Below are 23,320 nucleotides of genomic sequence, written 5' to 3'. Positions count from 1 at the left end.
TTGGTGGGGGTTATGGAGGCCGTGAGCTGGCCGAATAACGCCCTCTTTATTTATATGCATTTCGATCTATATCTTAATGATGGAAAGCCGCTCCTTGGATTGATGCAAAATGCTCCATGTGCGTAATTTATACGTCGCTATGCAACAGATGCCTGATACCTAACGGACCTATCTACATATAATAGGGAGAATGGTATTATTCACGCGGGGAAAGGGGAGGACCGAATGGAGCCGAAAGTATCAATTGTCATTCCTTTTTATAATTGCGCGTACATCGAGCAGGCTGTTCACAGCGCCATTCACCAGACGTATCCGCATATTGAGGTCATTGTGGTGGATGACGGCTCTACGAAGCATGTGGAGCGGCTGCAACCATTCATGGATCGCATTCGCTATATTCGAAAAAAGAATGGTGGAACAGCAACCGCGTTAAACGAGGGAATTAAGCAGGCGACAGGTGATTACTTTGTCTGGCTCAGCTCCGATGATGTAATGTTGCTGGACCGGGTAGAGAAACAACTGAAGTTCATGCTTGACGTTAAGGCTTCGTTCTGTCACGGGGCTTATCATTATGTTGATGCGAACAGCGTATGGATGGACACGGTGAGACCAGAAGTAGGGAGTCGTCTGGAGATGCTTCAGGTACTGACCGAAGGTTGCCCAATCAACGGTTGCACTGTAATGCTTGAGATGGATGCATTTCGAAAGTTCGGCGTATTTGACACCAATTTTCGCTACACGCATGACTATGAGATGTGGTTGAGACTGTTTCCGCTCTATGAGCTGTTCTATTACAATGAGCCACTGATGTGTTATCGGGTTCATGAATCGATGGGAACCAAGAAACACTTTGAGGCATTAAAAGCCGAGATGGAACTTGTTCAAGCGAAGCATCGGCCCGTTTTACTTAATCTGCTGCAGGTTGGCGGTTACTGGAAATAGAGGCTAGAAGTCTTGGAATCACGAATGCTAGACATATGAACCTCACTGCAATAAAAAGAGGGTATTCGGTTGCCGTTAAGTGATTGCGGCACGAACGAATATCCTCTTATTTGTTCCTGTTTGTAAAGTACTTGACTCTAATTTTTCTCGGATGTGAGAATGTGCATGGTTGCCGGATCAGGGAAAACGTACCCTTTGGGCAGCTTCCTCATTAATTCGTTCATTACAGCGTAATCTACCTCAATATGTGTCGTCGACACAGGGGTGGAGAACCAACGATTATACAAATCACTGGGGACGAGCAATGTCATATCCTCTGACCTCCCAACTGAATGGCTTCCTGGTAGACATGCAGCGTGTGCAATCCCATCTCGTCCAGTGATCGATGTTGTTCAGCCCATGCTTTAGCTGCTGCTCCTACCTTTGCACGGGTGGCACCATCTTGCAGAAGGGCATTTAACAGTGCGCTAAGGGCTTCGACATCCTGCGGTGGCACGACCCAACCGGTATGTTCAGGCTGCACCATCTCAGGCATACCTGCCGTACCGCTTACAATGACAGGCAATCCGGCGAGCTGAGCCTCTGTAACAGAGAAAGGCTGCGTATCCTGCAAGCTGGGCTGCACATAAATATCGGCATGGCGTAAGAATGAAGGGATATTATCGAGTTTACCCCAGAAAACGATGTCAGCACCTACTCCAAGATCATTGGCTAGGGAGCGCAAATCCTCCATCAGATTGCCTTCCCCAGCAATCCAGCAGATCCAATCCGAGCGATTCTTCTTCAGGCTGGAGAGAGCTTTAACCAGAATATGAACCCCTTTAATGTGCTCCAGTCTGCCCGTAAATGCGATCACTTTTTTGCCCGCTGGCTTCCTCTGACGGAACTTGACTGCTGCTTGGGCACGGTAGGCTGGAATATCCACAGCATAAGGAATAATTCGAAATTTGGACTCGGGAACATGGAGATCCGTAAGGGTGCTCTTAATCCAATGGCTGGAGACCAGAATAAGCTGGGATTGCTCAGCGCTTCGCTCTTCCAGTGACAGGAAGTAACGTCCTCGTGTGGATTGCAAATATTCGGGAAGCGTGAGCTTCGCGTTAGAGTTTTGAGCATCGTAAAAGGCTTCGCGCGCAAGCGCTCCGTGATAACTCGTTACCATGGGTGTATTGCGGTTTAATATACGTCTCATCGCGACCGCTGCTACCGGGTCCTGCGCATGGATGACATCGTAATGATCAACGCCGAGATAGGCGGCTCCCATTTCAAAGGCATACCTGTTCAATTCATAATAAGCCACGAGAGAATCGGCAGTGAATTGAGGCAAATCTGTCGGATTAAGTTTGGCTTGAAGCATGGGCCATACTTTATCTTTGGAGAAGGAACGATTGAGATTGCGAATGTATACTTCATTTTTGGCTCCGTTGGTGCCCATAATATCCACCTCTACGCCAAGAGCCATCAGCCTGTCAGCTAGCTGTTTCACATATGTCCATATTCCACCCATCTGTGTAAGCTCCCAATAGGTCACGAGCAGAACTCTCATAGGTACCTCCTTGTCACGGCCTGCACAGGCCGATCTTCTATCCTGTTAGTCTATGAAAAAAAGCAGACGAAAGGGTGGGCATTTCCGTGGAATTGATTAAAATGGGTGATTGCAAATAGCAATGGACGAGAGCAGGCATACCATATCTAGAGAAAGGTTCAACTCTGCTCTACAGGAGGGATATACAGTGGCCGCATATGTGCTGGAGATTCACGAAAACTTGCTGCAAACCGTTGTTCCGGTGAGATATATGGACATTGAATTGTCATTTGTGGGGAATGACGATGTGGATATCTTTGTCGGAGGAATCAGTCACACCCATGGGGAGTTGTATCGCTATCTTTGTCGGATTGGGGCGGATACGGGAAATCACATTATTCATAATCTCGCGGTCCCATCCGATCCATCCGAACTACGCATCATTAGCAACAGTTCTATACCAAGTCATCTGGTTATTCGCATGTACTGCAGAAGTGACCAAGGCCAGACCCTGGGTATACTTTCGGAGCATCAGATGATCAAATTGGCAGATTAGCAAAGATCACCATAATGAGCATCGATTAACCAAATGGGTGGAGCAGGAGAAGACCTGGTCCATTTTTTGGCATACATACGTGATCCGTTATCCAATAAAAAATAGCTTGACAGCAAAGGTATTTTCATTAGAATTAACCTATGCTCAAACAAGAGTTTAAAACGACGGTTTAAAACAAAAGTTTGAAACGTCGTGAATATAAGGCCGATGGAGAGGCACATACAAAGATAATGCCTCCAGGCCGGAAAAGAGAGTGGAGAGATTGAAACAACAAACAGCAGTACCCCAGGACCCGGCGGAATTCTCGATTAAAACGATTATTCTGCCGCTACTGGCTATTATCGTCGGGATGATTATGGTCATCTTGGACAGCACGGTGGTTAACGTGGCGATTCCGAATCTGGTTCAATATTTTGAGACCGATCTGAAGACCATTCAATGGACGGTTACAGGTTACACGTTGGCCTTGTCAGCCGTCATTCCGCTGGCGGGATGGTTGACCGACCGATTCGGTGCCAAAAGAGTATTTCTGTTCACGATTGCGATGTTTACTCTGGGTTCGGTCTTATGTTCGATCGCGCAATCTCCTGAACAATTAATTATTTACCGTATCATTCAGGGACTTGGCGGAGGCATGGTTGCTCCGATTGGTATGGCGATGGTATTCCGCCTGGCTCCTCCTGAAAGAAGAGGTTCTATCATGGGTATGCTCGGGATTCCGATGCTGTTGGCTCCTGCACTGGGTCCGGTATTATCGGGCTGGTTCATTGAATCATTCAGCTGGCACTGGATCTTCCTGATCAATCTGCCGATTGGTATTGCCGCTTTTATTCTATGTATCAAATTCCTGCCGGATACGGATCGTGGACGCACGCCTGCGCTTGATCTGCTCGGTATGATTCTGGCACCAATCGCATTCTCGATGCTCGCATACGGTGTAAGTGAAGGCGGAACAAGCTGGACGTCTGCAACAACACTGACAGGTGTGATTGTCGGAGGCGTGGCGCTGATCCTGTTCGTTATCGTGGAACTTCGTCACAAAAATCCGCTGTTGGAACTTCGGGTGTTCAAATCATCTGATTTCACACGGGGTATTATTCTGGCATGGGTATCACAAGTCGCTTTGTTTGGGGCGATGATTTTGATCCCACTTTATCTGCAACAAATCAAAGGCTACACTGCATTGGAAACAGGACTCATTCTGCTCCCGCAGGCGCTGGCTTCGGGTGTGGGTATGCCACTTGGTGGACGTTTGTTTGATAAAATTGGTGCAAGACCACTTGCTTTCGTGGGTCTGGGTATCATCTCGGGTGCACTGTTCATTCTGTCTTCGATTACGGCGGAAACGGGCCTTGGTCTGATCATTCTTAGCCTTGTCATGATGGGATTGGGTATGGGCTTCTCCATGATGCCACTCAATACGCATGTACTGAATGCTGCTCCACGTAAGCTGGTAGGTCGGGTTACCCCGCTTACTGCTGCTGCACAACAAGTGGTTGTGTCCTTTGCAGTTGCTGGCCTGACTGGATTCCTGACCTCCCATATTGCAAGCAATACAGCTGGAGCTACTGACGCTACAGGTATGGTGAATGGATTAGTGGCTGGTTTTAACGACACCTTCTTCCTGGCCGCGTGTATTGCCTTGTTTGGATGCCTGCTCAGTCTGATTCTGCGCAAACCAAAACGGATGGAGGAAGATACCCTTCAAACAGGGGATCAACCTGATCCTGCAATGATGATGGGACACTAATTTTTATAAGCCGATCTTAAGAAAATAAATTAAGGCAGTTCAGAGCATCCTTCTGAACTGCCTTTTTTGTTTTGTTTAAAAGAAAATGCTCAAGGCTGTCATCATTTCTCGAAATGAAGTGGCGTAACGATCAGGGGAGAAGGAGATGGCCATATGCTGTCTGCCCTGAATGCGTATATACTCCCGCAGCTTTTTGTTGCGCATAAGGTCTGCAGCTTCGGATACAGCCGTATTCACGTTGCCAATCGGATAGAATTTACCCGTTCGGTTATGTGTAATAAAGGACCTTACGCCATCCGAATCGGTACTGAGTACCGGACAGCCGCAGCTGATGGCTTCAGCAACGGCGTATCCAAAGCCTTCAAGCAGCGATGTGGATAGCATGATACCCCCGGAAGCTGCAACCATGGAGTAGAATGTAGGCATCTGGGAATGGGGCACGTTGATAAAGATGCCAATCCGATCTTCAAGCCCGTACTCCGCAAGCATGTGTCGGAACATGACCTCGTCCTCGGGATTAGCCAAGGTCGGATCGTGGAACAACCATAGTCTGGCTTTTGGAATTTTTTTAATGATTTCACTAGATATCATCAAATATTCCCGCCAGTTTTTGTTGTGTTCGAGCCTTCCTACCCATGCAATTACTGGATAGGGAGGGCTATCCACCGAAATTGGGGCAAAGGTATTGGTATCCAGCATATTGGGAATGACAAACCGGTGAAGCCATGGGCACATATGGATGAACAGCTCCAGTAAATGATCGGTTGGAGGAATGAGCGCAGCATTACAGTGGGCTTGCAGATAAGGTACTCCCATCTGAATGGTTTCCATAGCTTGCTCACGTGTCCCAAGTCCCTGTGCTTCATAGATAATGCGTCCTTTATACCCGAGGGCTCTTAATCTGCCCGGCATGGCAATATCGGAGGTAACAATAATGGCATCATATCGATGATGATGAATCAAACTGTGAATTTCCTCATCACTGGAAGCGGTGAAGACCGGCGTGCTGGTATTGTTCTGCATTCCCGAGCCAGGGTACAGATACAATACATGCGCTTCGATGCCATGGCGTTGCAGAACGGCTGTGCGCAATCGATTTAAAGTATCCACACCGCCGCTTGGAACAAAAAATGTGAATAGTACTTTCACACGGTTCACCCTCTGACTTTTGTGCAGGTGCTAATGCTCCTGTACTTTAAGGTACGTTGCCCCAGAGTGCAGGGTGTGGGTGAATGAAGTGTTGTTCACATTTTAGACACATATTTTTAAGCTCTCTTTTAAGTGACTTTAAGCTGCATTTAGGATACAACACGTAAGATACAAGGAACTTCCCGTGTTGACCATCAGAAGAAAGCGATGATGGCACACGGGTATTTTAACGGGAAAGGATGAATGATGTGCTCGAAGTGAAACAGGTAAGCAAAGTATTTGATGGACGGCGCGGCGTGCATCAACTGGATTTCACAATGGAGCGCGGTGAGATTGTTGGATTTTTGGGACCGAATGGTGCCGGGAAAACTACAACGATGCGAATGATCACGGGCTATTTACATCCAACGGCAGGCTCCATTGCAGTGGATGGCATATCAGTGCACGATCAGGGCAGGAGCGTCCGTTCCAAGATCGGTTATCTGCCGGAGACACCTCCGCTTTATCCAGATATGACGGTACAGTCGTATCTGAAGTTCGTCGCTAATCTGAGGGATGTCCCGACACGTGAAGTGAAATTGCGAATCAGTGAGATGGTGAGTAGGCTGGGTCTTCAAGGTCGCGAAAAGCAATTGGTTCGCGGACTGTCCAAAGGGTACAAGCAGCGTCTGGGTCTGGCTGGAGCCATTATTCACAAACCGGATCTGCTCGTGCTGGATGAGCCGACTTCAGGACTCGATCCAAATCAGATTATGGAGATACGAGATCTGATCCGTGAACTGGGTGAGAATCATACAGTGCTGCTCAGTACACATATTTTGCCGGAAGTGAGCGCGCTGTGTAATCGCATGTTGATTATTAATCAGGGACAGCTCGTATTGGACGGTTCACCGCAGCATTTTGGCTCAGCGATGGGGGATCAGTTCAAGGTGTCCATTGAAGTGAAGGCAACAGAGCAGCAATTACATAATGTGCTGACACCATGGGAGAAGGTACGAAGTGAAGTCATTCAAGCAGCAGATGGACAGACCTCCACTGGTTCTACTGATACGGTCAAAATGCTGCTTACCGGTGAATCTTCCGAGGATTATCGAGAAGAACTGTTCTATCTTTTGTCTGGTGCAGGCTTGCCGATCCTGGAGATGAAGAAAGAAAATCTCAGTCTGGAACAGATTTTCCTGAAGCTGACCACAACGGAAACGGAATCCGAAGTGAAACTGGCAACGCAGGAAAATGAAGCTGATAAAGTGCAGCTCGCCAATCAGGCAACAGAAGAAGAGGCCAATTTGGACACCACTTCAGATCTGAAGCAATCGACTAAGTCCGAGAGCGCTTCATCTGATTCTCACACAGGGGAGGGTTCCAAATGAGACGAATGATGGCGGTTTGCAATAAAGAACTGCAGGCATACTTCCTGTCACCGACGTCGTATTTCGCTTTTGCCGTATATGTACTGATGACAAGTTTGCTGTTCTATTCCAGCTTTGTGTATTACCAGCCAAGCATTGTGGATTATCGCCTGGTGCTCGGAGACACGTTATCCATGCTGCTGTTTGTGGTGCCGTTGCTGACGATGCGACTGGTGGCAGAGGAATTCCGGCAGGGAACGGACGAACTGTTATTGACTTCACCTGCACGGGTGACCGAGATTATTTTCGGTAAATATTTGGCGTCACTCGCCATTCTTGTTGTACTTATCCTGTGCAGTCTCGTTTATCCGTTTATTATGTCCTTCTTTGGTGAATTAGATCTGACATCCGTATGGTTGTCTGCACTGGGTCTCTTTTTCCTGGGCGGAAGCATGATGGCGATTGGACTGTTTGCTTCCACGTTATCTCAGCACCAGATGGTGTCTGCGGTAGCCGGTTTTATTATTTTGCTCGTATTGTGGATGCTTGATTCATTTGCAGGCAATTCCGGATCTACGTTACAGCAATGGCTGGATCCATTTGCGCTGACGAACCGGTTTGACAGCTTCACGAAAGGTGTACTTAGTGGCCCAGATATATTGTATTACGTGACGCTCTCAGGTGTGTTTCTGCTATTAAGCATTCAAATTGTGGAACGGAAGCGGTGGAGGTGAGAAGATGAAAAAATGGTTGAGTCATACCAACAGTACCGTGCTGTCTGTAGCGGTGATTGGCATCTTTATTTTGCTGACCCTGTTTCTGAATTCGCTTGGCGGCTTCCAACTGGATCTGACCTCGAATAAACAATATACCTTGTCAGACCAGTCTCTTACCGCGATCAAAAATGTAAAAGAAGACGTCAACATTCTGGTATTAACCGTCGAAAATGCGAATAATACGGTCTTGAACCGCGAAGTATCGGATATGGTTCAAGAATATACGAAACGCAACAGCAAACTGACGATGAAGCAATACAATCTGACGCAGGAGCCTACACTGGCCTCCAAATATGGCATCACAGGCAGCTCCATTGTATTAGAGCAGGGCGATCAGCATAAAGTCATTGATATCGCCAGTCTATTCACGGCTGTCGGGGATGGAAGCGATGGATCGTACCAGTTCACAGGTGAGGAAAAGCTGACACAAGCCCTAATGAATCTGTCTTCCACGGAGATGCACAAGATGGTTTTCCTGACAGGACATGAAGAGCTCGGCCTGGATCAACTGACTACACTGCGCTCATCTCTGGAACAGAATAATATCACGACTGAAGAACTTCAGCTGAATCAGGCAGGTCAGGTTCCGGAAGATGCGGATGTACTCGCGATTATTGGACCACAGCGGGATATTAGTGATACAGAATTGAAGGCTATTCGGACTTATCTAAGTAACGGAGGAAAATTGCTGTTATCCCTCGGTTTTCATGAAGACATGAAGTTGACTTGGAAAAATATCGATGCACTCATGACGGATTATGGCGTGGTTGATGAGCATGCAGTCATGGTGGATAATCAGCAAGCCAGCACAATGGGCCCACTGTGGGTTGTGCCGGAGTATGGCACACATGCCATCACGGATAAACTATCAGAAAGCAAACTTTACCCGATGTTATCCTTGTCCATTGCCTTGACGAGCAAAGAGCAGGATAAATACACCTTGTCGCCGCTCATTCATTCATCGGATGACAGTTATGGCGAGACGAACATTGCAGGTTTATTGCAAAACGAAACAACCAACGATCCGGATCAGGATGTACAAGGTCCTGTTGAGCTTGGATATGCGGCGGATACAACAGATGGCAAACCGAAGGCTGTAATTCTGGGTTCATCTATTTTCATGCAGGACTCGGAAATAGTGAACGGTGGGAACCGAGATTTTATTCTGAATACCGTCAATTATTTAAGTGAAAAAGAAGATGGATTAACGATCCGGCCACGGGTGCAATCCGGTTATCAAACGGCGTACCTGGATGGTAAACAAGCCAGAACCATTTTCTTCGTGGCGATTGTCGCATTCCCGCTCATCTTTGTTATGATAGGTGTACTCTTATGGTGGAGGCGCAGACGCGTATGAAAAAATGGGTCCCAACGATTCTAGTCTTATTGGTCTTGATTATCGGGTGGGTCTATGCGGCCAGTCAGAATTATTTTCGTGAAGAGGAAGCGGAGAAGGTCAAGTTACTTGGTATTAAGTCTGCCGATATACAGTCCATCACGATTCATGATAACAATACAGACACATCAGGTGCTTCAAAACCCTCATCTTCACAATTGGAACTGAAAAATGGCGTGTGGAGTATGGTGGAACCCAAGGCATATCCTCTGAATGGGTATACGGTTAGCAGCTGGCTTGATGCCTTAAGTGGTGCGGATCAGGAACTGGTTGTGGAGGAAGAGCCGAAGGATCTCGCCAAATATGGATTGGGTTCAGATGCAACGTTGCTGGATATCCAACTGAAGGATAACCGTGAGATCAAACTGAGCATCGGTGGTCAGCTGCCAGCAGATGACGCTCGTTATGTGCGAGTAGACTCTGGACCTGTCGTAGCAGTACAAACGGAATCCATAAGTAATATAGAAAAATCACGGCAGGATCTGCTGGATACAACTCCGTTTAATCTGGATGAAACCAATGTCACTACGCTGGAATGGGAAGGCGAAGCAGCCACCTGGATGCTCAAATCTTCCTCCGAGGAAGGTGCGGCAGAGCAGACGTGGAAGCTTAATGGTGAAGCGGTTGAAGCTACCGATGCTGTATCGCTGATTGGCAAAATTAAAAACCTGTCCACAGCTGACGATGTGCGCAAAGCCTCTGAACTGAAAGGCACCGTGCCACGCTTTACTTTATCTGTTGAGCAGACGGTTAATGGAGAAGCTGTTACGGATGTGTACCGGGGACTTACTATTCCATCAGAACCGGATCAGATCTGGGTAGTCACACCGGACGGTCAGTGGGCCTATCCGATGGATGCAGCTAGTCTGAAGGAAGCAGAGCAATTTCCGAATTCGATCAAAAAATCAGAATCAGATGCAACCTCTTCTTCGAGTGGAGAAGGTGCTGATGCGAATTCCTCATCCACATCCAAGTAAGGGAATGGCTCCTTCAACATAATAATGAAGGTTCTCACTTGAACAGGAAATACGCGGTTATAAAGAGCGGTGCTGCACTTTGTGCAAGCATCGCTTTTTTATGTGGAAGAGAACCCATTGAGCCCAGATAAAGGAGGCTAATGTTCCATATCCTTTCAGCATATCGCTCCGTACAGAAGAGCATCCTATCCTTGTGACCAAAACCAACATAATTGGAGGATGAGACATGCCAGCAGCCAAAAAGGCGACAGCAATCAGCTTATCTTTGTCTACTGCAATCTTCGTAATGGCCGGATTGACGGGTTGTGGAACAAGTACAAAAGATAACAATCTGCACACCCAAAGTGTTCGTCATGAAGTGAAAGGCATTAACCGTTATGGTGTTGAATCCAATGGGATGGATGGCATTCGTGCGAAAAGTTATCGTACGCATAACGTCACCGACCTGAAATCAAGTGACGAGCTGGCTAAACGCATTACGGAAATGAAAGAAGTGAAGTCAGCACATGTCATGCTGACCGATCGTAACGCGTATGTTGCAGTCCGTTTGACAGATGGTCACACTGGCAAATTGGAAAGCAAATCTTTGCGTAACCGGGCAAATGGCACTATGCGTACAGAAAGCATGGGTCAGGATATGGGCGGTTTGCGTGTAAATGGTGGTAATGGAACCATGTCTCCATACAGCACCAGTGGCATTGCTCCGGGACTGAACACCAATGCAGCTACGGATCGCAGCCACATGGGCAATGATCGCAGTATCTATGGCACCATGGGTACTGGATCTTATGGCATGATGCGTGGTCTGACTAACAGTGGCAATGGCAATGCACGTACAATGACCGAAGGTCACTACGGGATGAAGAGTGAAACATCGCGTATTGACAGCACGGATGACAACACATCCGAAGAGATTAAATCCAAAATCTCGGCGAAAATCAAACAATTTGCACCTAACGTCGAGAACGTATATGTATCGGCTAACCCGGAATTTGTTCAACATGTGGAGAGCTATGCCACAGATATCCGTAACGGCAAACCGGTTAGCGGCATGATTAACACGTTCCAATCGATGGTTGAACGTATTTTCCCAACGAATGCGATGAACACAAATCACCGTGACGGCGTGCTTGATGATGGCATCATGAATCGTAACAACAACGATGGCATGATGAACCGCATGAATCGGTAATTTAAGTTGAACAAGTATGCCTTTGCGCTGATGGTCAACATTAGTTGCAGGGGCATGTTTGTTTTTTAAGGGTTATTGAAAATAACGATTAAGAAGGATGATACATAGTATGCTCTATAATACTTAGTCCAAATTGACGATTTTGGATTACTACGTTTGTACCTACATAGCGATTATTCATTCAAATTACAATTCACTGCCCATTTTTTTGATAAAACTGAACCAACGCCCTTGACCTTACATAAGATGAGTTGACTGTATCCCCTTAACCTTGTTACACCAACACAACCCAGGCAAGGAGGGGTGAACATTGAAGGGTATCGATCATAAAAGCAAATTTCTGTTGACCCACCGTGAACGCGAAGTATTCGAATTACTGGTTCAGGACAAAACGACGCGTGACATCGCAGGGCAGTTATTCATCAGCGAGAAAACGGTGCGCAACCATATTTCGAATGTGATGCAAAAACTCAATGTTAAGGGTCGTTCGCAAGCAGTTGTAGAGCTGATTAAGCTCGGAGAACTGAAGATCTGACGCGATACTGCACAGTTGATTGAAGCAGCATGAAAGTCTTTTTCTATTCTTCATGATGAAGAATGGGGAAAGACTTTTTTGTTTTAGGTTGGAAAGCAAAAACAAGCGAATTCCTAAAATGAAGGAATCGCTTGTTTTAAATATTCATTCTCAGAAGTCTGGATTCAGAAGCTGCTGATTGCAGTCCGCTATTCTGGTTAGCTCAGATTTTGGATAGCCTAGCCGCTTTGTCTTTTCGCAGCACCACCAGCAGGAACAATGAATTTTTCCTTTGGCAAAAGTCCCTTCGAACTTGTAGGACCAATCGTACCGCATAGCGAGCTGTTTTTTACGTTGAATAACACGCTTTCTGTGGTGCCTGTAGTAGGCTTGATTTCTTTGCTGAGATTTCATGGATCATCACGCTCCCTTGGGAAAAGGCTCAGCCCGCAGAAATTCCAAGGGTATAGATTGCTACGGGCAGAGCGTGATGGAAATCGTATTCGTATATGGCATAAGGGTTCACCTACATATGGTTATTGGAATGTTCCTCAATAAAGGATCTCCATTGTTTCTTTGAAAAAGGCTGATAGAAGAGCTGCTCCAATTCCCTGTATTGTGTTTCATCTAGGTGCAGATAGAGTGCTTTTTTCGCAATTTTGGCAGCAGGTTGGGGGGAAGATTTTGTACCGCCAGTTTTACGTTTGATTGGAATATGAAACTGCAGCAAGTCTGCGAGGCTATTCCAACCTTCCCAGCTCAGTCGCGCTCCGCGCTTCCAGTCGATGGCATAGAGGGCAAAGTATTTACGAGCTTCGGTCTGTTTTATGGCAATAATCCAGGTGGAAGGAATCATTTTTTGACGTTGTCGTTGATTCATCGAGTGTACCCCTTCCTTAGAAATGAAAATGTTCACATTCACTTCAAGGTTTATCTCCAATATAAGCGGAATCCCATTCCTTAATCAAGAAGATACCTTTTCAAAAATTTCATCATACATACCGCGAATACATGGTTAAAATCCTCTTGATTTGCAACAACGTATTGATTAAAATGAAAATATAAAAATAATTTTCTTTATTTATAATGAATTAATAAAAATAATTTTCATAAAAGGAGAACTCATGGCAGCCATACTACATGCGTTGCAGCAAGAGCTGAATGAACTTCCGTCTCAGGAACGACGAATCGCAGAGGTGATTTTACAGTCCCCATCTGATATTCCTGGCTGGACCATTAACCATCTTGCACAGCAAAGCGGAACAAGTGCGGCTACGGTAACCCGCTTTTGCAAATCATTCCATTTCAAAGGTTTTCCTGATTTCAAAATGAAGCTGGCCGCAGAATTGTCGCATTCCACCAATGAAACAGCATATCAGGATATCGTGGCAGGTAATCCTTTATCCAAAATTGTGGAAGCCATTGAAGCCAATCATCTTGCATCCATTGCGGACACTACCCGTTTGCTGGATCTAGGAAGGCTGGAGCATGCAGTTCAGTTACTATGTCATGCCCGTCGTATTGATCTCTACGGTGTCGCAACCTCTTCCATTGTTACGCAGGATTTCTACCAGAAACTTGTGCGGATCGGCAAAAGCTGTACTGCCTTCTCGGATTCACATATGCAAATTACGTCGGCTTCTTCACTGGGTGAGGGAGATGTGGCGATGGCGGTATCTTATTCGGGTGAAACACCGGAGACGATCGATGCCTTGCATTGTGCCAAACAGGCGGGAGCCTCTACCATTTCACTGACATCCTATGGAAATAACAAACTTGCGGGGGTGTCTGATATTCCGCTCTTTACGTCTTCGTTGGAAGAAGGCATGAGACGGGGGGATATGGCTTCACGTATTGCACTGCTGCATGTCGTCGATATTCTATTCACGGGCATGGTTAGTGCCGACTTTGACCGTTTTATCCCCAAATTGGAACAATCGTATCACAATGTACAGTCTTATCGAGTTCAACATAACGGAGGTGCCTAAGAAGATGAATATTCGTATTTTTGAAAATGAAGAAGATTTGAATGCAACGGGTGCAGGGGTGATTGCCAGTTTGCTACAGACAAAACCCCGGGCTGTACTGGGACTCGCGACTGGAAGTTCTCCTGTGGGTATCTATAAACAGCTTATTGCTTTGTATCAGAAAGGTCTGGTCAGCTTTGCGCAGGCCTCTTCCTTCAATCTGGATGAATATGTCGGTCTTCCTGTAGAACATCGCGAAAGCTACCGCAGCTTTATGAATGAGCAACTGTTTTCGCATATTGATATCGATCTCGCCAGAACCCAGGTGCCGAATGGACAGGCTTCGGATTTAAATGAGGAGTGTGTTTCCTATGAACAACGGATTGATGATCGTGGACCAGTAGATCTGCAATTGTTGGGTATCGGACATAATGGCCACATTGGCTTCAATGAACCCGGAACCGAACTCACAGGACGAACACATGTGGTGGATCTCAAAGAAGAGACAAGAAAAGCAAACGCACGCTTTTTTAAACATATTGATGAAGTTCCGACTCAGGCCATCACGATGGGTGTAGGTACGATTTTAAAAGCCAAACAAATCTTGCTGATCGCCCGTGGTGAGGAGAAAGCCGAAATTATTCGTGAAGCCTTTATGGGGCCGATTACAACACAATGTCCCGCTTCGCTACTGCAATGTCATCCCAATGTGGTGGTATTGCTGGACCGTGCTGCGGGGAGGTTGGTGAAATGAACGTAGAACCTATGGAAAACCAGGAGCAAGAGAGTGAAAAAACCATTTCTCTTCTTCGAGGTAAAATCGTACTGCCCGATGGTGTAATGGAGGATGGTGTACTTGTCTGGACGGATGGGAAGATCCTTTATGCTGGCGCACCCGAGGGATTATCTGAACAGATTCGCCGTGAAGCCGTATCTGTACCTGTTTCCAAGCATGGCGTCATTGTGCCTGGATTTATAGATATCCACGTACATGGTGGCAATGGCGAAGACTTTATGGACGCGAGTAAGGATGTGATGGATAAAATCACTTCATTCCACAGCACACAGGGGACCACTGCCATGCTGGCAACGTCTATGACAGCGCCCAAAGATAGTCTGGACCGGGTATTGGCTGAAGTGGACAGCTACCGTTCCGGTGACATGCCTTATGCACAGCTGGAAGGTGTACATCTGGAGGGTCCTTTTTTCAGTCCGAAGTGGCCCGGCGCACAAAACCCGGATCATATTGTATTGCCTAATGTGTCCTGGCTGGACGCGTGGGAAAAACAATATCCCGGCCTGATTCGTCAAGTCACCCTGGCGCCGGAACGTGAGGGAGCGCTCGAAGTCATTTCATGGCTGCGCGAGCAGCGAATTACGGCAGCATTAGGACATACGGATGCGACCTATGAAGAAGTACAACTTGCGGTCGAAGCCGGGCTGCACCATGCCGTGCATACATTCAATGCGATGACACCGCTGCATCACCGCAATCCTGGAGCTGCCGGCGCAGTGCTTAGTGATTCCCGCATCAGTGCAGAAGTCATTGCAGACGGTATCCATGTGCATCCGGCGGCGATGTCTATTTTGGCTCAACTGAAAGAACAAGCAGATCAGCTTGTGTTAATCACAGACGCGATGTCTGCTACCGGGCTGGATGATGGTGAATACAAAATTGGCGATCTGCCTGTGATTGTTACGAAAGGTGTGGCACGTTTGAAAGACGGAGGCGCACTGGCAGGAAGCACGCTCACGATGATTCGTGGTTTCCGTTATCTGGTACAGGAAGTAGGCTTGAGTCTGAATGCAGCTTCACGCGCAGCCAGCCTGACGCCGGCACGTCTGCTCGGCATTGATCACCGCACGGGTTCCTTTGCTAAAGGCAAACAGGCGGACGTCGTTTTGCTGAATGGTGATTTGAAAATTGAGGAAGTGTGGGTGAAGGGAAGACGAATCGGCGGTTAATTCTACATTTGTAGTGTTGTCGTGTGCCTCAACAGGCAATAGCTTGCGTAATGTGTTAAAATAGATCTCAAAAAAGCCGGGATCTGCGGATCACGCATTACGGAGGCGTGAAACATGGAACGTAACGCTATGCTCGAATTCGACCCGTTCATCACAGAGCTGGCGGAAAAGCTGCACGTACACGGATATTATGCCTTTTATGGCGAGCACTACAATGAGACCGATATGGAGCAGTACCGTAGACACCTATTCACCTCATTCAGCAATATCGTATGGGTGGAGCTGGATGCACGCAAAAAGTATATGATTGTGGATCATCGTGGACGCAACACGGTCATGAAGTTAATCGACGGTATGCTGAACACCCGTAGAACGCTGCGGGCCAATCTGGCGATGGCAGGTACAGACACCTCCGAAGTCCAGCAGGAAATCACGCACATGATGCAGCTTGTGCATATGTTAAATTTCACAACCTTCCGCTCATAAGTGGAGGATGCTACGTGCTAGGTTCGTTAAAAGGTAAATAACGAGCCGTTGTAACGAATGTAACTGTCTCAATTGAGAAGCAAAAAGGGGAGTCCAGTAATGAAGATAACTGAACTCCCCTTTGGTATGTCACTTATAAGGCGAATAGCTTAGCCTAATGCTTGCATGCGGAAAGCTATCATTTTACACCTCATATAAAGTTATACCTAATCTACTATCCAATTTTAAATCTCACTTACGCATAGAATTCACTTTTCTCGAAATAAAAACGACGACCTCTAGGGCCGTCGTTTTTTTGTTGTATCTACCTACCCTACTACTACCCTTCATTTGTAAAGTAAGCTCAGTCTTAAAATAAGTTCATGGAAAAGCTGCAAAGTAGTGAAGGGGACGAAATCGATTCTGGAAAAGCGAAGCGTTCGCCTAAAAGCTTTCTGCAAGAAAGCTACTTCGGAAGCATATGCTATCGTCGGATCTTACCCTTTGAGAAGGGGAATCCAAAAAATCCGACGATAACAGCGATCGAAAGAACGATTCGTATCCGGAACGGCCACTTGCACGCTTTCCAGCACTTATTTTTCACATGAACTATACTTTACAAACTTTTTAAAAACTGAACAATCGTCAACAACCCTTTATCAAAGTTCTCCAGGTTGAAATGCTCATTCGGTGCATGCAGGTTCTCATCTGGCAAACCGAAGCCCATCATAACAGCCGGAATACCAAGCACGCGTGAAAGTTTCTCCACGATCGGAATGGAGCCGCCATCTTTCGTAAACAGGGCACGAACGCCGTACACTTGCTCATAGGCATCAGCTGCTTTTTGCAGTACCGGATCGGAAGGATCAGTATTGAACGCAAAGGCTTTCTCGATCTGTTTCACATGCAGCGTTGCGCCAGGTTGAACGTGCGCGCGCAGATGTGCTTCGATACGGTCCAGCACCTGCTGTGGATCTTGATCCGCAACAAGGCGGCATGTAATTTTGGCATGAGCTTCCTTCGGAATAACCGTTTTGGTGCCTTCACCTTGGAATCCGCCCCATACGCCATTCAGTTCCAGCGTTGGACGTGCGCCAATACGCTCTACGAACGAGTAGCCTTCTTCCCCGTACAATTGCTCCAATCCGAGGTCTTGACGAAGCTGTTCTTCATTGAAGCCTTGCTTCACGAACTCTTCTCTCATCTCAGGAGAGAGCGGCAGAACGCCATCATAGAAACCATCTACGCTCACGCGACCTTGCTCATCATGCAGCGAAGCGAGCAGGGATACGAGTGCGTGCAGTGCGTTCGGTACACCGCCTCCAAATGAACCGGAGTGCAGGTCCGTGTTGGCTGTATTCAGATCCACTTCGAGCGAGCAAAGACCACGCAGACCCGTAGAGATCGCCGGTTTTCCTTTTTCGAGCAGGGACGTATCCGAGATTAGTACCATATCTGCACGCAGCTTGTCTGTATTGTCGTTCAGGTAGATCGGCAGGTTCGGGCTGGAGATTTCCTCTTCACCTTCGATGCAGAATTTCACATTAACAGGAAGTTCCTTGTTTTCGGCAAGCAGAGCTTCAACCGCCTTGATATGTATGAAGATTTGTCCTTTATCATCCGTAGCACCACGTGCAAACAGTTTGCCATCACGAACGGTAGGTTCGAATGGAGGTGTTTCCCACAGGTTAAGCGGATCGACAGGCTGAACATCATAGTGTCCATAGATCAGTGCGGTTGGTTTGCCGGGTGCATGCAGGTGATCTGCATATACAATCGGATGTCCCGCTGTTGGAATAACCTCTACATTTTCCATACCTGCACGAGTGAGTGCATCTGCAGCCCATTGTGCCGCACGGTTAATATCCTCTTTATGTGCCGAAATGGCTGAAATACTTGGAATGGACAACCATTCGTTCAATTCCGCCAGGTGTTTCTCTCTATTTTCTTGAAAATAAGTTTGTTCCTTCATTAAAAGGCCTCCTTCATGTTTTGCTTTATCCTATTGTAATCCATTTTGATGCGTTAATAAAACATTGGTTAAAAAATGATCTGCTACATACCGTTTCATTCCCCCGGAAATTATGCGTATAATACAAGAAACGGATTTCATCCATATATTCTCATGTAAACCATTCAGCAGGGGAGTTGAGGGAGTTCCCATGACAGTCAGAGCATACGCAAGCAAGCAGGTGAGCATTGATGGAACCAGATAGGAAGGTAAGATCCTCTGGTAGACTCACGCGTTGGCCAGGGCTAACCACAGGACGACATAAAGGGCGTTTTTATCGAAACAGCCTGATGCTTATTTTGCTCATTGCCAGCATTCCCGGACTGATCACAGGCATCGTGATGTATCAATTGGTCGTTGGCCGGATGGAAAATGAATTTAATCAGATGCACCAAAGCCAGATTGAGAACCGGGCGCGAAACGTGGACGACCAACTCGCTTATTTGGAGATGACCTTGTCCCATTGGGCTTTTGAACCCAGGTTTGGCAATGCGCTGCGAACACTGGATTTTGTGTATTATTTCAATGAAACACAGGAGATCGTAACCACACTGTACGTATTGCAAGGCTCTCATCCGCTTATCAAATCCGCGCAGCTATATTTGCAGGAACCGAAACCGATTTTGTTTAACCGGGATTATAACGAATTGAAGGATGATGCAAAAATACAGGCCTACAACCGCTATCTGACGATGGGCAACCATGTGTATTGGACAGACTGGATTGCGAGCCAGAGCAGTGATAAAGCATCTCAAACGAATGATAGTATACTGCATACCGATCCGGGTAATGCACTGGTTCTTGTACATAAGATTCCGGGTGAAAGCATTAATCCATTTGGTGCGCTGATCATTACGCTGGATAATGAGAAAGTCGCCAGCTTGTTGAAAACGCTTACTCCTTATGATGAAGGGTTAACGTTCCTCATGGATAAACAGGGTAATACACTGGTTACCGGTAATCCGGTAGCAGGGAAGACCGATCTTGCTTTTGAGCAGCAGCTAAAAGAAGAAGTAGCCCTGCATGCAGACAACCATTCATTCCTGTTCAAATATGAGGACGAAACCTATTCCGTGTCCTATGGATCACTGAGTCGGATTGATTCGGACTGGACGTATGTCTCCGCAGCTCCGCTGACATCGGTGACCTCACCGGTGAAGCTCGTATCCAAAATCATCGTCATTGCGAGTGCTGGCAGTCTTATCCTGGGGTTGGTATTATCCTGGTTTGCTTCACGCAGAATATACTCTCCCGTAGCAAGGATGCTCCATTTATTGACGCCGGGCAGGAGTGAAACGACAACAGATACCAGGCTAGATGAATTCCAGCTGCTGGAACAACAGTGGAACGAATTGACTTCGCAGAGTCTGACCGCCCATCGACAATTACAGGAGCAGCTTCCCCATTTGCGGGACAGTTTTGTATTACAACTGGTGCAGGGGCATCTGTATGCCTATAACGAGCAGGATCTTCAGCAGCGGATGAGGAATCTTGGATTTGAGGTGGAAGACCAGCAGTTTTTGCTGCTTCAGATGTATTTTACGGGCTATGCCCAGTTACAGGGTCGATTTGGGAGCCAGGATACAGGGCTCGTTACCTTTGCAGCAGTTAATATCATTGAAGAAGTTGCCAAAAATGTTTTCAGTCAAATTAGTGTAATGAACTTTCACGACCTGTCTTCAGCCATGCTTGTGATTGCTCCCAACGACGAGCCTGTGAAATCACAAGCGTTATTATGGGGACAAGAGTTGGTGGAGGTCATAGGTCAGACTTTGAAAATGAACGTGACGGTGATCGTAAGTCGTCCTGCTGCTTCCCCGCAGGAATTGCCGGGATTATTCATGGAGATGGAGCAGGCGGTTGCTTATCGCAGCGTGGAGGACGGGAGCCAGATTCTCGATTTGGAGGATGAGCAATGTTTCCGCAGAACGGAAGAAGCCTCGTATCCACTGGGGCTGGAACGTGAGATCCTTCAGGCGATCAGGCTTGGGAAGAAGGATGAGTCTGAGCGTGTACTGGAGCAATTTGTGACCGAGATCACCCAAGCGGGCAGTTCCGAATTCCAGGTGCAGCAGATGATGCTTCAATTGCTGGGAAGTATTCAGCATATGATGCTGCAGACCGGGGTAACGCCTTACAAGCTGTTTGGTGGCTGCAACATGTATGAGCGCTTGTCCACGATTCGCGAACCTGCACAAATGATGAAATGGATGATCGGAGAAGTATTGCTGCCATATGTTCAGGAGATCGAGATGCGTTCCCAGGAGCCGCTGAAGCAGGTAGTGGAACGTACGATGTTGTTTATTGATGAGAATTATAGAAACGAACTTTCCCTGGAAGGCTGTGCAGATGCGGAGCAGATGACCCCTTATGCATTAAGCAAGGCATTCAAGCAAGTATCGGGCATGAATTTCATTGATTATTTAACACGGGTACGAATGGATGCGGCGAAGCAATTGCTGCGTGAGACCACGATGAAAATCAATGATATCGCAGGAGCTGTTGGATACCAGCACAGTTACTTTAATCGGATTTTCAAGAAACAGGAAGGTTTAACCCCGAGCCAGTATCGGGATCGATGGCTAGGTAAATAAACCTGTTCATAAGACTTCATCATTGACCGGAATCCCGCTTCATGGGACTCCGGTTTTTCATGTTTCACCTCGGAAACAAAGAAGGATAATGCTGCAAAAATGTGCAATAACCTTTGCCAAAGTATATCCGAATTGAAGAAGGAATGGCGTTATAGCGGGCTTTCGGACCACTTTGCGCAACCATGCAAAAAATGAAGGTTGCCTGAAACAAGGCAGCTGTATAGTCTGAATAACAGGTCGATTGATAACGCTTACATAAATGGGGAGGGGAGACATTATGAACGGGAAGACGGACTGGAATGGAAATGGCGCTACAGCAGCTCAAGTGGATATGGCCGCATTGCCGATGAAGCGGGAGTCCAACTGGAAGAGGCAGATCAAACGAAATAAATGGCTGTACGTGCTTGTGCTTCCCGGATTTTTGTACTTTGTCATTTTTAAATACTTGCCTATGTGGGGGATCGTTATTGCCTTCCAGGACTATCAGCCTTTTCTGGGCATTCGCGACAGTCAATGGGTGGGTATGGAGAACTTTACGAATTTCTTCTCCAATCCGGACTTCTTCCGATTGCTGAGGAATACGCTCGTCCTTGCCCTATATGATCTTATATTCTTTTTCCCGGCACCGATTATCATCGCTTTGTTACTTAATGAAATCCGGGTCGCTTTCTTCAAAAGAACGATTCAGACGCTGGTCTATGTACCTCACTTTGTTTCCATGGTCATTATCGCGAGTATCACTTATGTATTCCTGACTCCGCAAGGCGGGGTACTCTATGACCTGATTTCCTGGATCACAGGCAAACCGATCGATGTATTGGCAAGTCCGGGGTCATTCCGTCCGCTCATTATTGTTCAGATGATGTGGAAAGAGATGGGCTGGGGAACGATTATCTTCCTCGCAGCACTTGCAGGTGTGGATACAGAGCAGTATGAGGCTTCAATTGTGGATGGTGCAGGTCGATTACGGTGCATGTGGCACATCACGCTTCCAGCGATCCGCACGACCATTGTTATCTTGCTCATTCTCAGGCTGGGGAACTTCCTGGATACCGGTTTTGAACAGATCTATCTGATGACCAACTCTCTGAATCGTGATGTGGCAGATGTATTTGATACGTATGTATACACCGTCGGGATTACGCAAGGTGCATTCAGTTACAGTACCGCGGTTGGGTTATTCAAGTCGGTGGTCGGAATTATTCTGGTGCTGGGCAGCAACAAACTGGCCAAGAAATTCGGACATCCCGGAATCTATTAAGAGCATGTTCGTCATCCATTGATAAGGAGGAAATCGCCCATGAACAGCCGTCTATACAACAGCCCTGCCGGCAGAGTATTTGATATTTTCAATTACGTCATGCTGGGGATTCTGGGCATATTAACCGTCCTTCCTTTCCTGTATATTATAGGAAATTCATTCGCGACCGAAGCCGAGATTACCGAACGCAGTTTTTTCCTTATTCCGAAGGTGTTTTCGTTCAGTGCGTATGAGTATATTTTTTCCTCGTCCACCATCTTCCGCAGTATAGGGGTTTCGATATTTGTTACGGTTGCAGGTACATTGGTCAATCTGTTCTTCACACTGACGATGGCTTACCCACTGTCCCGAAGTGACTTCTGGGGCCGAAATGTCATGATGAACATGGTGATTTTCTCCATGTTGTTCGGCGGCGGGATGATCCCGACCTATCTCGTCATTCGTGGACTTGGACTTCTGGATTCCTACTGGGCCCTCATGCTTCCTGGCGCGATCAGCGCTTTTAACTTAATTGTTGTCAAAAACTTTTTTCAACAAATGCCGCCAGGGCTGGAGGAAGCGGCCCGCATCGACGGCTGTTCGGATCTTGGGGTACTGTGGCGAATTGTTCTGCCATTGTCCAAACCGGTGATTGCCACCTTTGCGTTATTCTACGCCGTAGGCCACTGGAACAACTTTTTCTCGGCACTCCTGTACATTTCTGACAGTGACAAATGGCCATTGCAAGTCATGCTGAGACAGATCGTTCTGCTCTCACAGGCCAGTGTCGGAGATATGGCAAACATGGACCCCAATTTTGTACAGCCACCGGAGCAGTCCATTAAAATGGCGGTCATTGTGGTTGGTACCATCCCGATTTTGCTGGTGTATCCGTTTTTGCAGAAGCATTTTGCCAAGGGTGTCATGTTAGGTTCAATTAAAGGCTAAAGCC

Annotated in this window: 21 protein-coding genes; 16 read left to right on the top strand and 5 right to left on the bottom strand. The window is 46.9% G+C overall.

The genetic code is table 11. The features are described from left to right. The first annotated feature begins 225 nt into the window (after positions 1-225). Entirely contained in the window at positions 226-942 is a 717-nt protein-coding gene (locus PTQ21_RS30760; RefSeq protein WP_090954627.1) for a glycosyltransferase, read from the top strand. Positions 943-1,079: 137 nt separating this feature from the next. Here the strand turns inward: PTQ21_RS30760 and PTQ21_RS30755 are convergent, their stop codons facing one another. Together PTQ21_RS30755 and PTQ21_RS30750 are read right to left on the bottom strand one after the other, a co-directional pair. After that, on the bottom strand, positions 1,080-1,253 hold the full coding sequence (locus PTQ21_RS30755; RefSeq protein ID WP_170867946.1) for a hypothetical protein: 174 nt from the start codon (positions 1,251-1,253) through the stop codon (positions 1,080-1,082). Next, positions 1,250-2,488: a glycosyltransferase family 4 protein gene (locus PTQ21_RS30750; protein WP_090954626.1), complete on the bottom strand. Its 1,239-nt coding sequence runs from the start codon at positions 2,486-2,488 to the stop codon at positions 1,250-1,252. The genes PTQ21_RS30755 and PTQ21_RS30750 overlap by 4 nt, the downstream gene beginning before the upstream one ends. Before the next feature lie 187 nt (positions 2,489-2,675). On the opposite strand from PTQ21_RS30750, the gene PTQ21_RS30745 reads away from it, so the two are divergent. Both PTQ21_RS30745 and PTQ21_RS30740 read left to right on the top strand, forming a co-directional pair. Further along, on the top strand, positions 2,676-3,023 hold the full coding sequence (locus tag PTQ21_RS30745) for a hypothetical protein (protein WP_090954624.1): 348 nt from the start codon (positions 2,676-2,678) through the stop codon (positions 3,021-3,023). A gap of 262 nt (positions 3,024-3,285) precedes the next feature. Next, positions 3,286-4,773: a DHA2 family efflux MFS transporter permease subunit gene (locus PTQ21_RS30740; RefSeq protein WP_063566677.1), complete on the top strand. Its 1,488-nt coding sequence runs from the start codon at positions 3,286-3,288 to the stop codon at positions 4,771-4,773. 75 nt (positions 4,774-4,848) lie between these two features. Here the strand turns inward: PTQ21_RS30740 and PTQ21_RS30735 are convergent, their stop codons facing one another. Beyond that, on the bottom strand, positions 4,849-5,922 hold the full coding sequence (locus tag PTQ21_RS30735) for a glycosyltransferase family 4 protein (RefSeq protein WP_176854755.1): 1,074 nt from the start codon (positions 5,920-5,922) through the stop codon (positions 4,849-4,851). 239 nt (positions 5,923-6,161) lie between these two features. Between PTQ21_RS30735 and PTQ21_RS30730 the strand changes: the two genes are divergently transcribed. From PTQ21_RS30730 to PTQ21_RS30705, 6 genes are all read left to right on the top strand, one after another. Next, complete coding sequence (locus tag PTQ21_RS30730; protein WP_420800351.1) at positions 6,162-7,292, top strand: ABC transporter ATP-binding protein; 1,131 nt, start codon at positions 6,162-6,164, stop codon at positions 7,290-7,292. Next, positions 7,289-8,005: an ABC transporter permease subunit gene (locus tag PTQ21_RS30725; protein ID WP_063566679.1), complete on the top strand. Its 717-nt coding sequence runs from the start codon at positions 7,289-7,291 to the stop codon at positions 8,003-8,005. The genes PTQ21_RS30730 and PTQ21_RS30725 overlap by 4 nt, the downstream gene beginning before the upstream one ends. 4 nt (positions 8,006-8,009) lie before the next feature. Further along, positions 8,010-9,404 carry a GldG family protein gene (locus tag PTQ21_RS30720; protein WP_269054070.1) on the top strand — a complete coding sequence of 465 codons (1,395 nt, stop codon included), beginning with the start codon at positions 8,010-8,012 and terminating at the stop codon, positions 9,402-9,404. Beyond that, positions 9,401-10,420, top strand: coding sequence for a DUF4340 domain-containing protein (locus tag PTQ21_RS30715; RefSeq protein WP_064635785.1), 1,020 nt, complete (start codon positions 9,401-9,403; stop codon positions 10,418-10,420). The genes PTQ21_RS30720 and PTQ21_RS30715 overlap by 4 nt, the downstream gene beginning before the upstream one ends. Positions 10,421-10,646: 226 nt before the next feature. After that, positions 10,647-11,612, top strand: coding sequence for a YhcN/YlaJ family sporulation lipoprotein (locus PTQ21_RS30710; protein WP_063566682.1), 966 nt, complete (start codon positions 10,647-10,649; stop codon positions 11,610-11,612). A 310-nt stretch (positions 11,613-11,922) separates the two neighbouring features. Then, positions 11,923-12,147, top strand: coding sequence for a helix-turn-helix domain-containing protein (locus PTQ21_RS30705; RefSeq protein ID WP_017692532.1), 225 nt, complete (start codon positions 11,923-11,925; stop codon positions 12,145-12,147). A 505-nt stretch (positions 12,148-12,652) separates the two neighbouring features. On the opposite strand, the gene PTQ21_RS30700 is transcribed toward PTQ21_RS30705, so the two are convergent. After that, complete coding sequence (locus tag PTQ21_RS30700) at positions 12,653-13,006, bottom strand: hypothetical protein (RefSeq protein WP_072735431.1); 354 nt, start codon at positions 13,004-13,006, stop codon at positions 12,653-12,655. A 244-nt stretch (positions 13,007-13,250) separates the two neighbouring features. Between PTQ21_RS30700 and PTQ21_RS30695 the strand changes: the two genes are divergently transcribed. From PTQ21_RS30695 to PTQ21_RS30680, 4 genes are all read left to right on the top strand, one after another. After that, entirely contained in the window at positions 13,251-14,114 is an 864-nt protein-coding gene (locus tag PTQ21_RS30695; RefSeq protein ID WP_063566684.1) for a MurR/RpiR family transcriptional regulator, read from the top strand. Positions 14,115-14,118: 4 nt separating this feature from the next. Beyond that, positions 14,119-14,847 carry a glucosamine-6-phosphate deaminase gene (nagB, locus tag PTQ21_RS30690; RefSeq protein ID WP_274568352.1) on the top strand — a complete coding sequence of 243 codons (729 nt, stop codon included), beginning with the start codon at positions 14,119-14,121 and terminating at the stop codon, positions 14,845-14,847. Continuing rightward, positions 14,844-16,058, top strand: a complete 1,215-nt coding sequence (gene nagA, locus PTQ21_RS30685) for an N-acetylglucosamine-6-phosphate deacetylase (RefSeq protein ID WP_274568351.1) — start codon at positions 14,844-14,846, stop codon at positions 16,056-16,058. Before nagB ends, nagA begins: the two co-directional genes overlap by 4 nt. A 114-nt stretch (positions 16,059-16,172) precedes the next feature. Beyond that, positions 16,173-16,544, top strand: coding sequence for a hypothetical protein (locus PTQ21_RS30680; protein WP_053783145.1), 372 nt, complete (start codon positions 16,173-16,175; stop codon positions 16,542-16,544). A gap of 595 nt (positions 16,545-17,139) precedes the next feature. On the opposite strand, the gene PTQ21_RS30675 is transcribed toward PTQ21_RS30680, so the two are convergent. Then, a complete protein-coding gene (locus tag PTQ21_RS30675) occupies positions 17,140-18,495 on the bottom strand; it encodes a dipeptidase (protein WP_063566686.1) in 1,356 nt (451 codons plus the stop codon). Between the two features lie 329 nt (positions 18,496-18,824). Here PTQ21_RS30675 and PTQ21_RS30670 point away from each other — a divergent pair, with 329 nt between their 5' ends. The 3 genes from PTQ21_RS30670 to PTQ21_RS30660 all read left to right on the top strand — a co-directional run bounded on the left by PTQ21_RS30670 (position 18,825) and on the right by PTQ21_RS30660 (position 23,316). Continuing rightward, positions 18,825-21,128, top strand: coding sequence for an AraC family transcriptional regulator (locus tag PTQ21_RS30670; RefSeq protein WP_274568350.1), 2,304 nt, complete (start codon positions 18,825-18,827; stop codon positions 21,126-21,128). A gap of 331 nt (positions 21,129-21,459) precedes the next feature. Further along, positions 21,460-22,389 (top strand): ABC transporter permease, encoded by a 930-nt coding sequence (locus PTQ21_RS30665; protein ID WP_274570590.1) that lies wholly within the window; start codon positions 21,460-21,462, stop codon positions 22,387-22,389. Positions 22,390-22,428: 39 nt separating this feature from the next. Next, positions 22,429-23,316 (top strand): carbohydrate ABC transporter permease, encoded by an 888-nt coding sequence (locus PTQ21_RS30660; protein WP_024632531.1) that lies wholly within the window; start codon positions 22,429-22,431, stop codon positions 23,314-23,316. The last annotated feature ends 4 nt before the right edge of the window (positions 23,317-23,320 follow it).

Origin of the sequence: Paenibacillus marchantiae, from assembly GCF_028771845.1 — a bacterium.
Classification (GTDB): Bacteria; Bacillota; Bacilli; order Paenibacillales; family Paenibacillaceae; genus Paenibacillus; species Paenibacillus marchantiae.
This window is presented reverse-complemented; position numbering and strand designations above follow the sequence as displayed.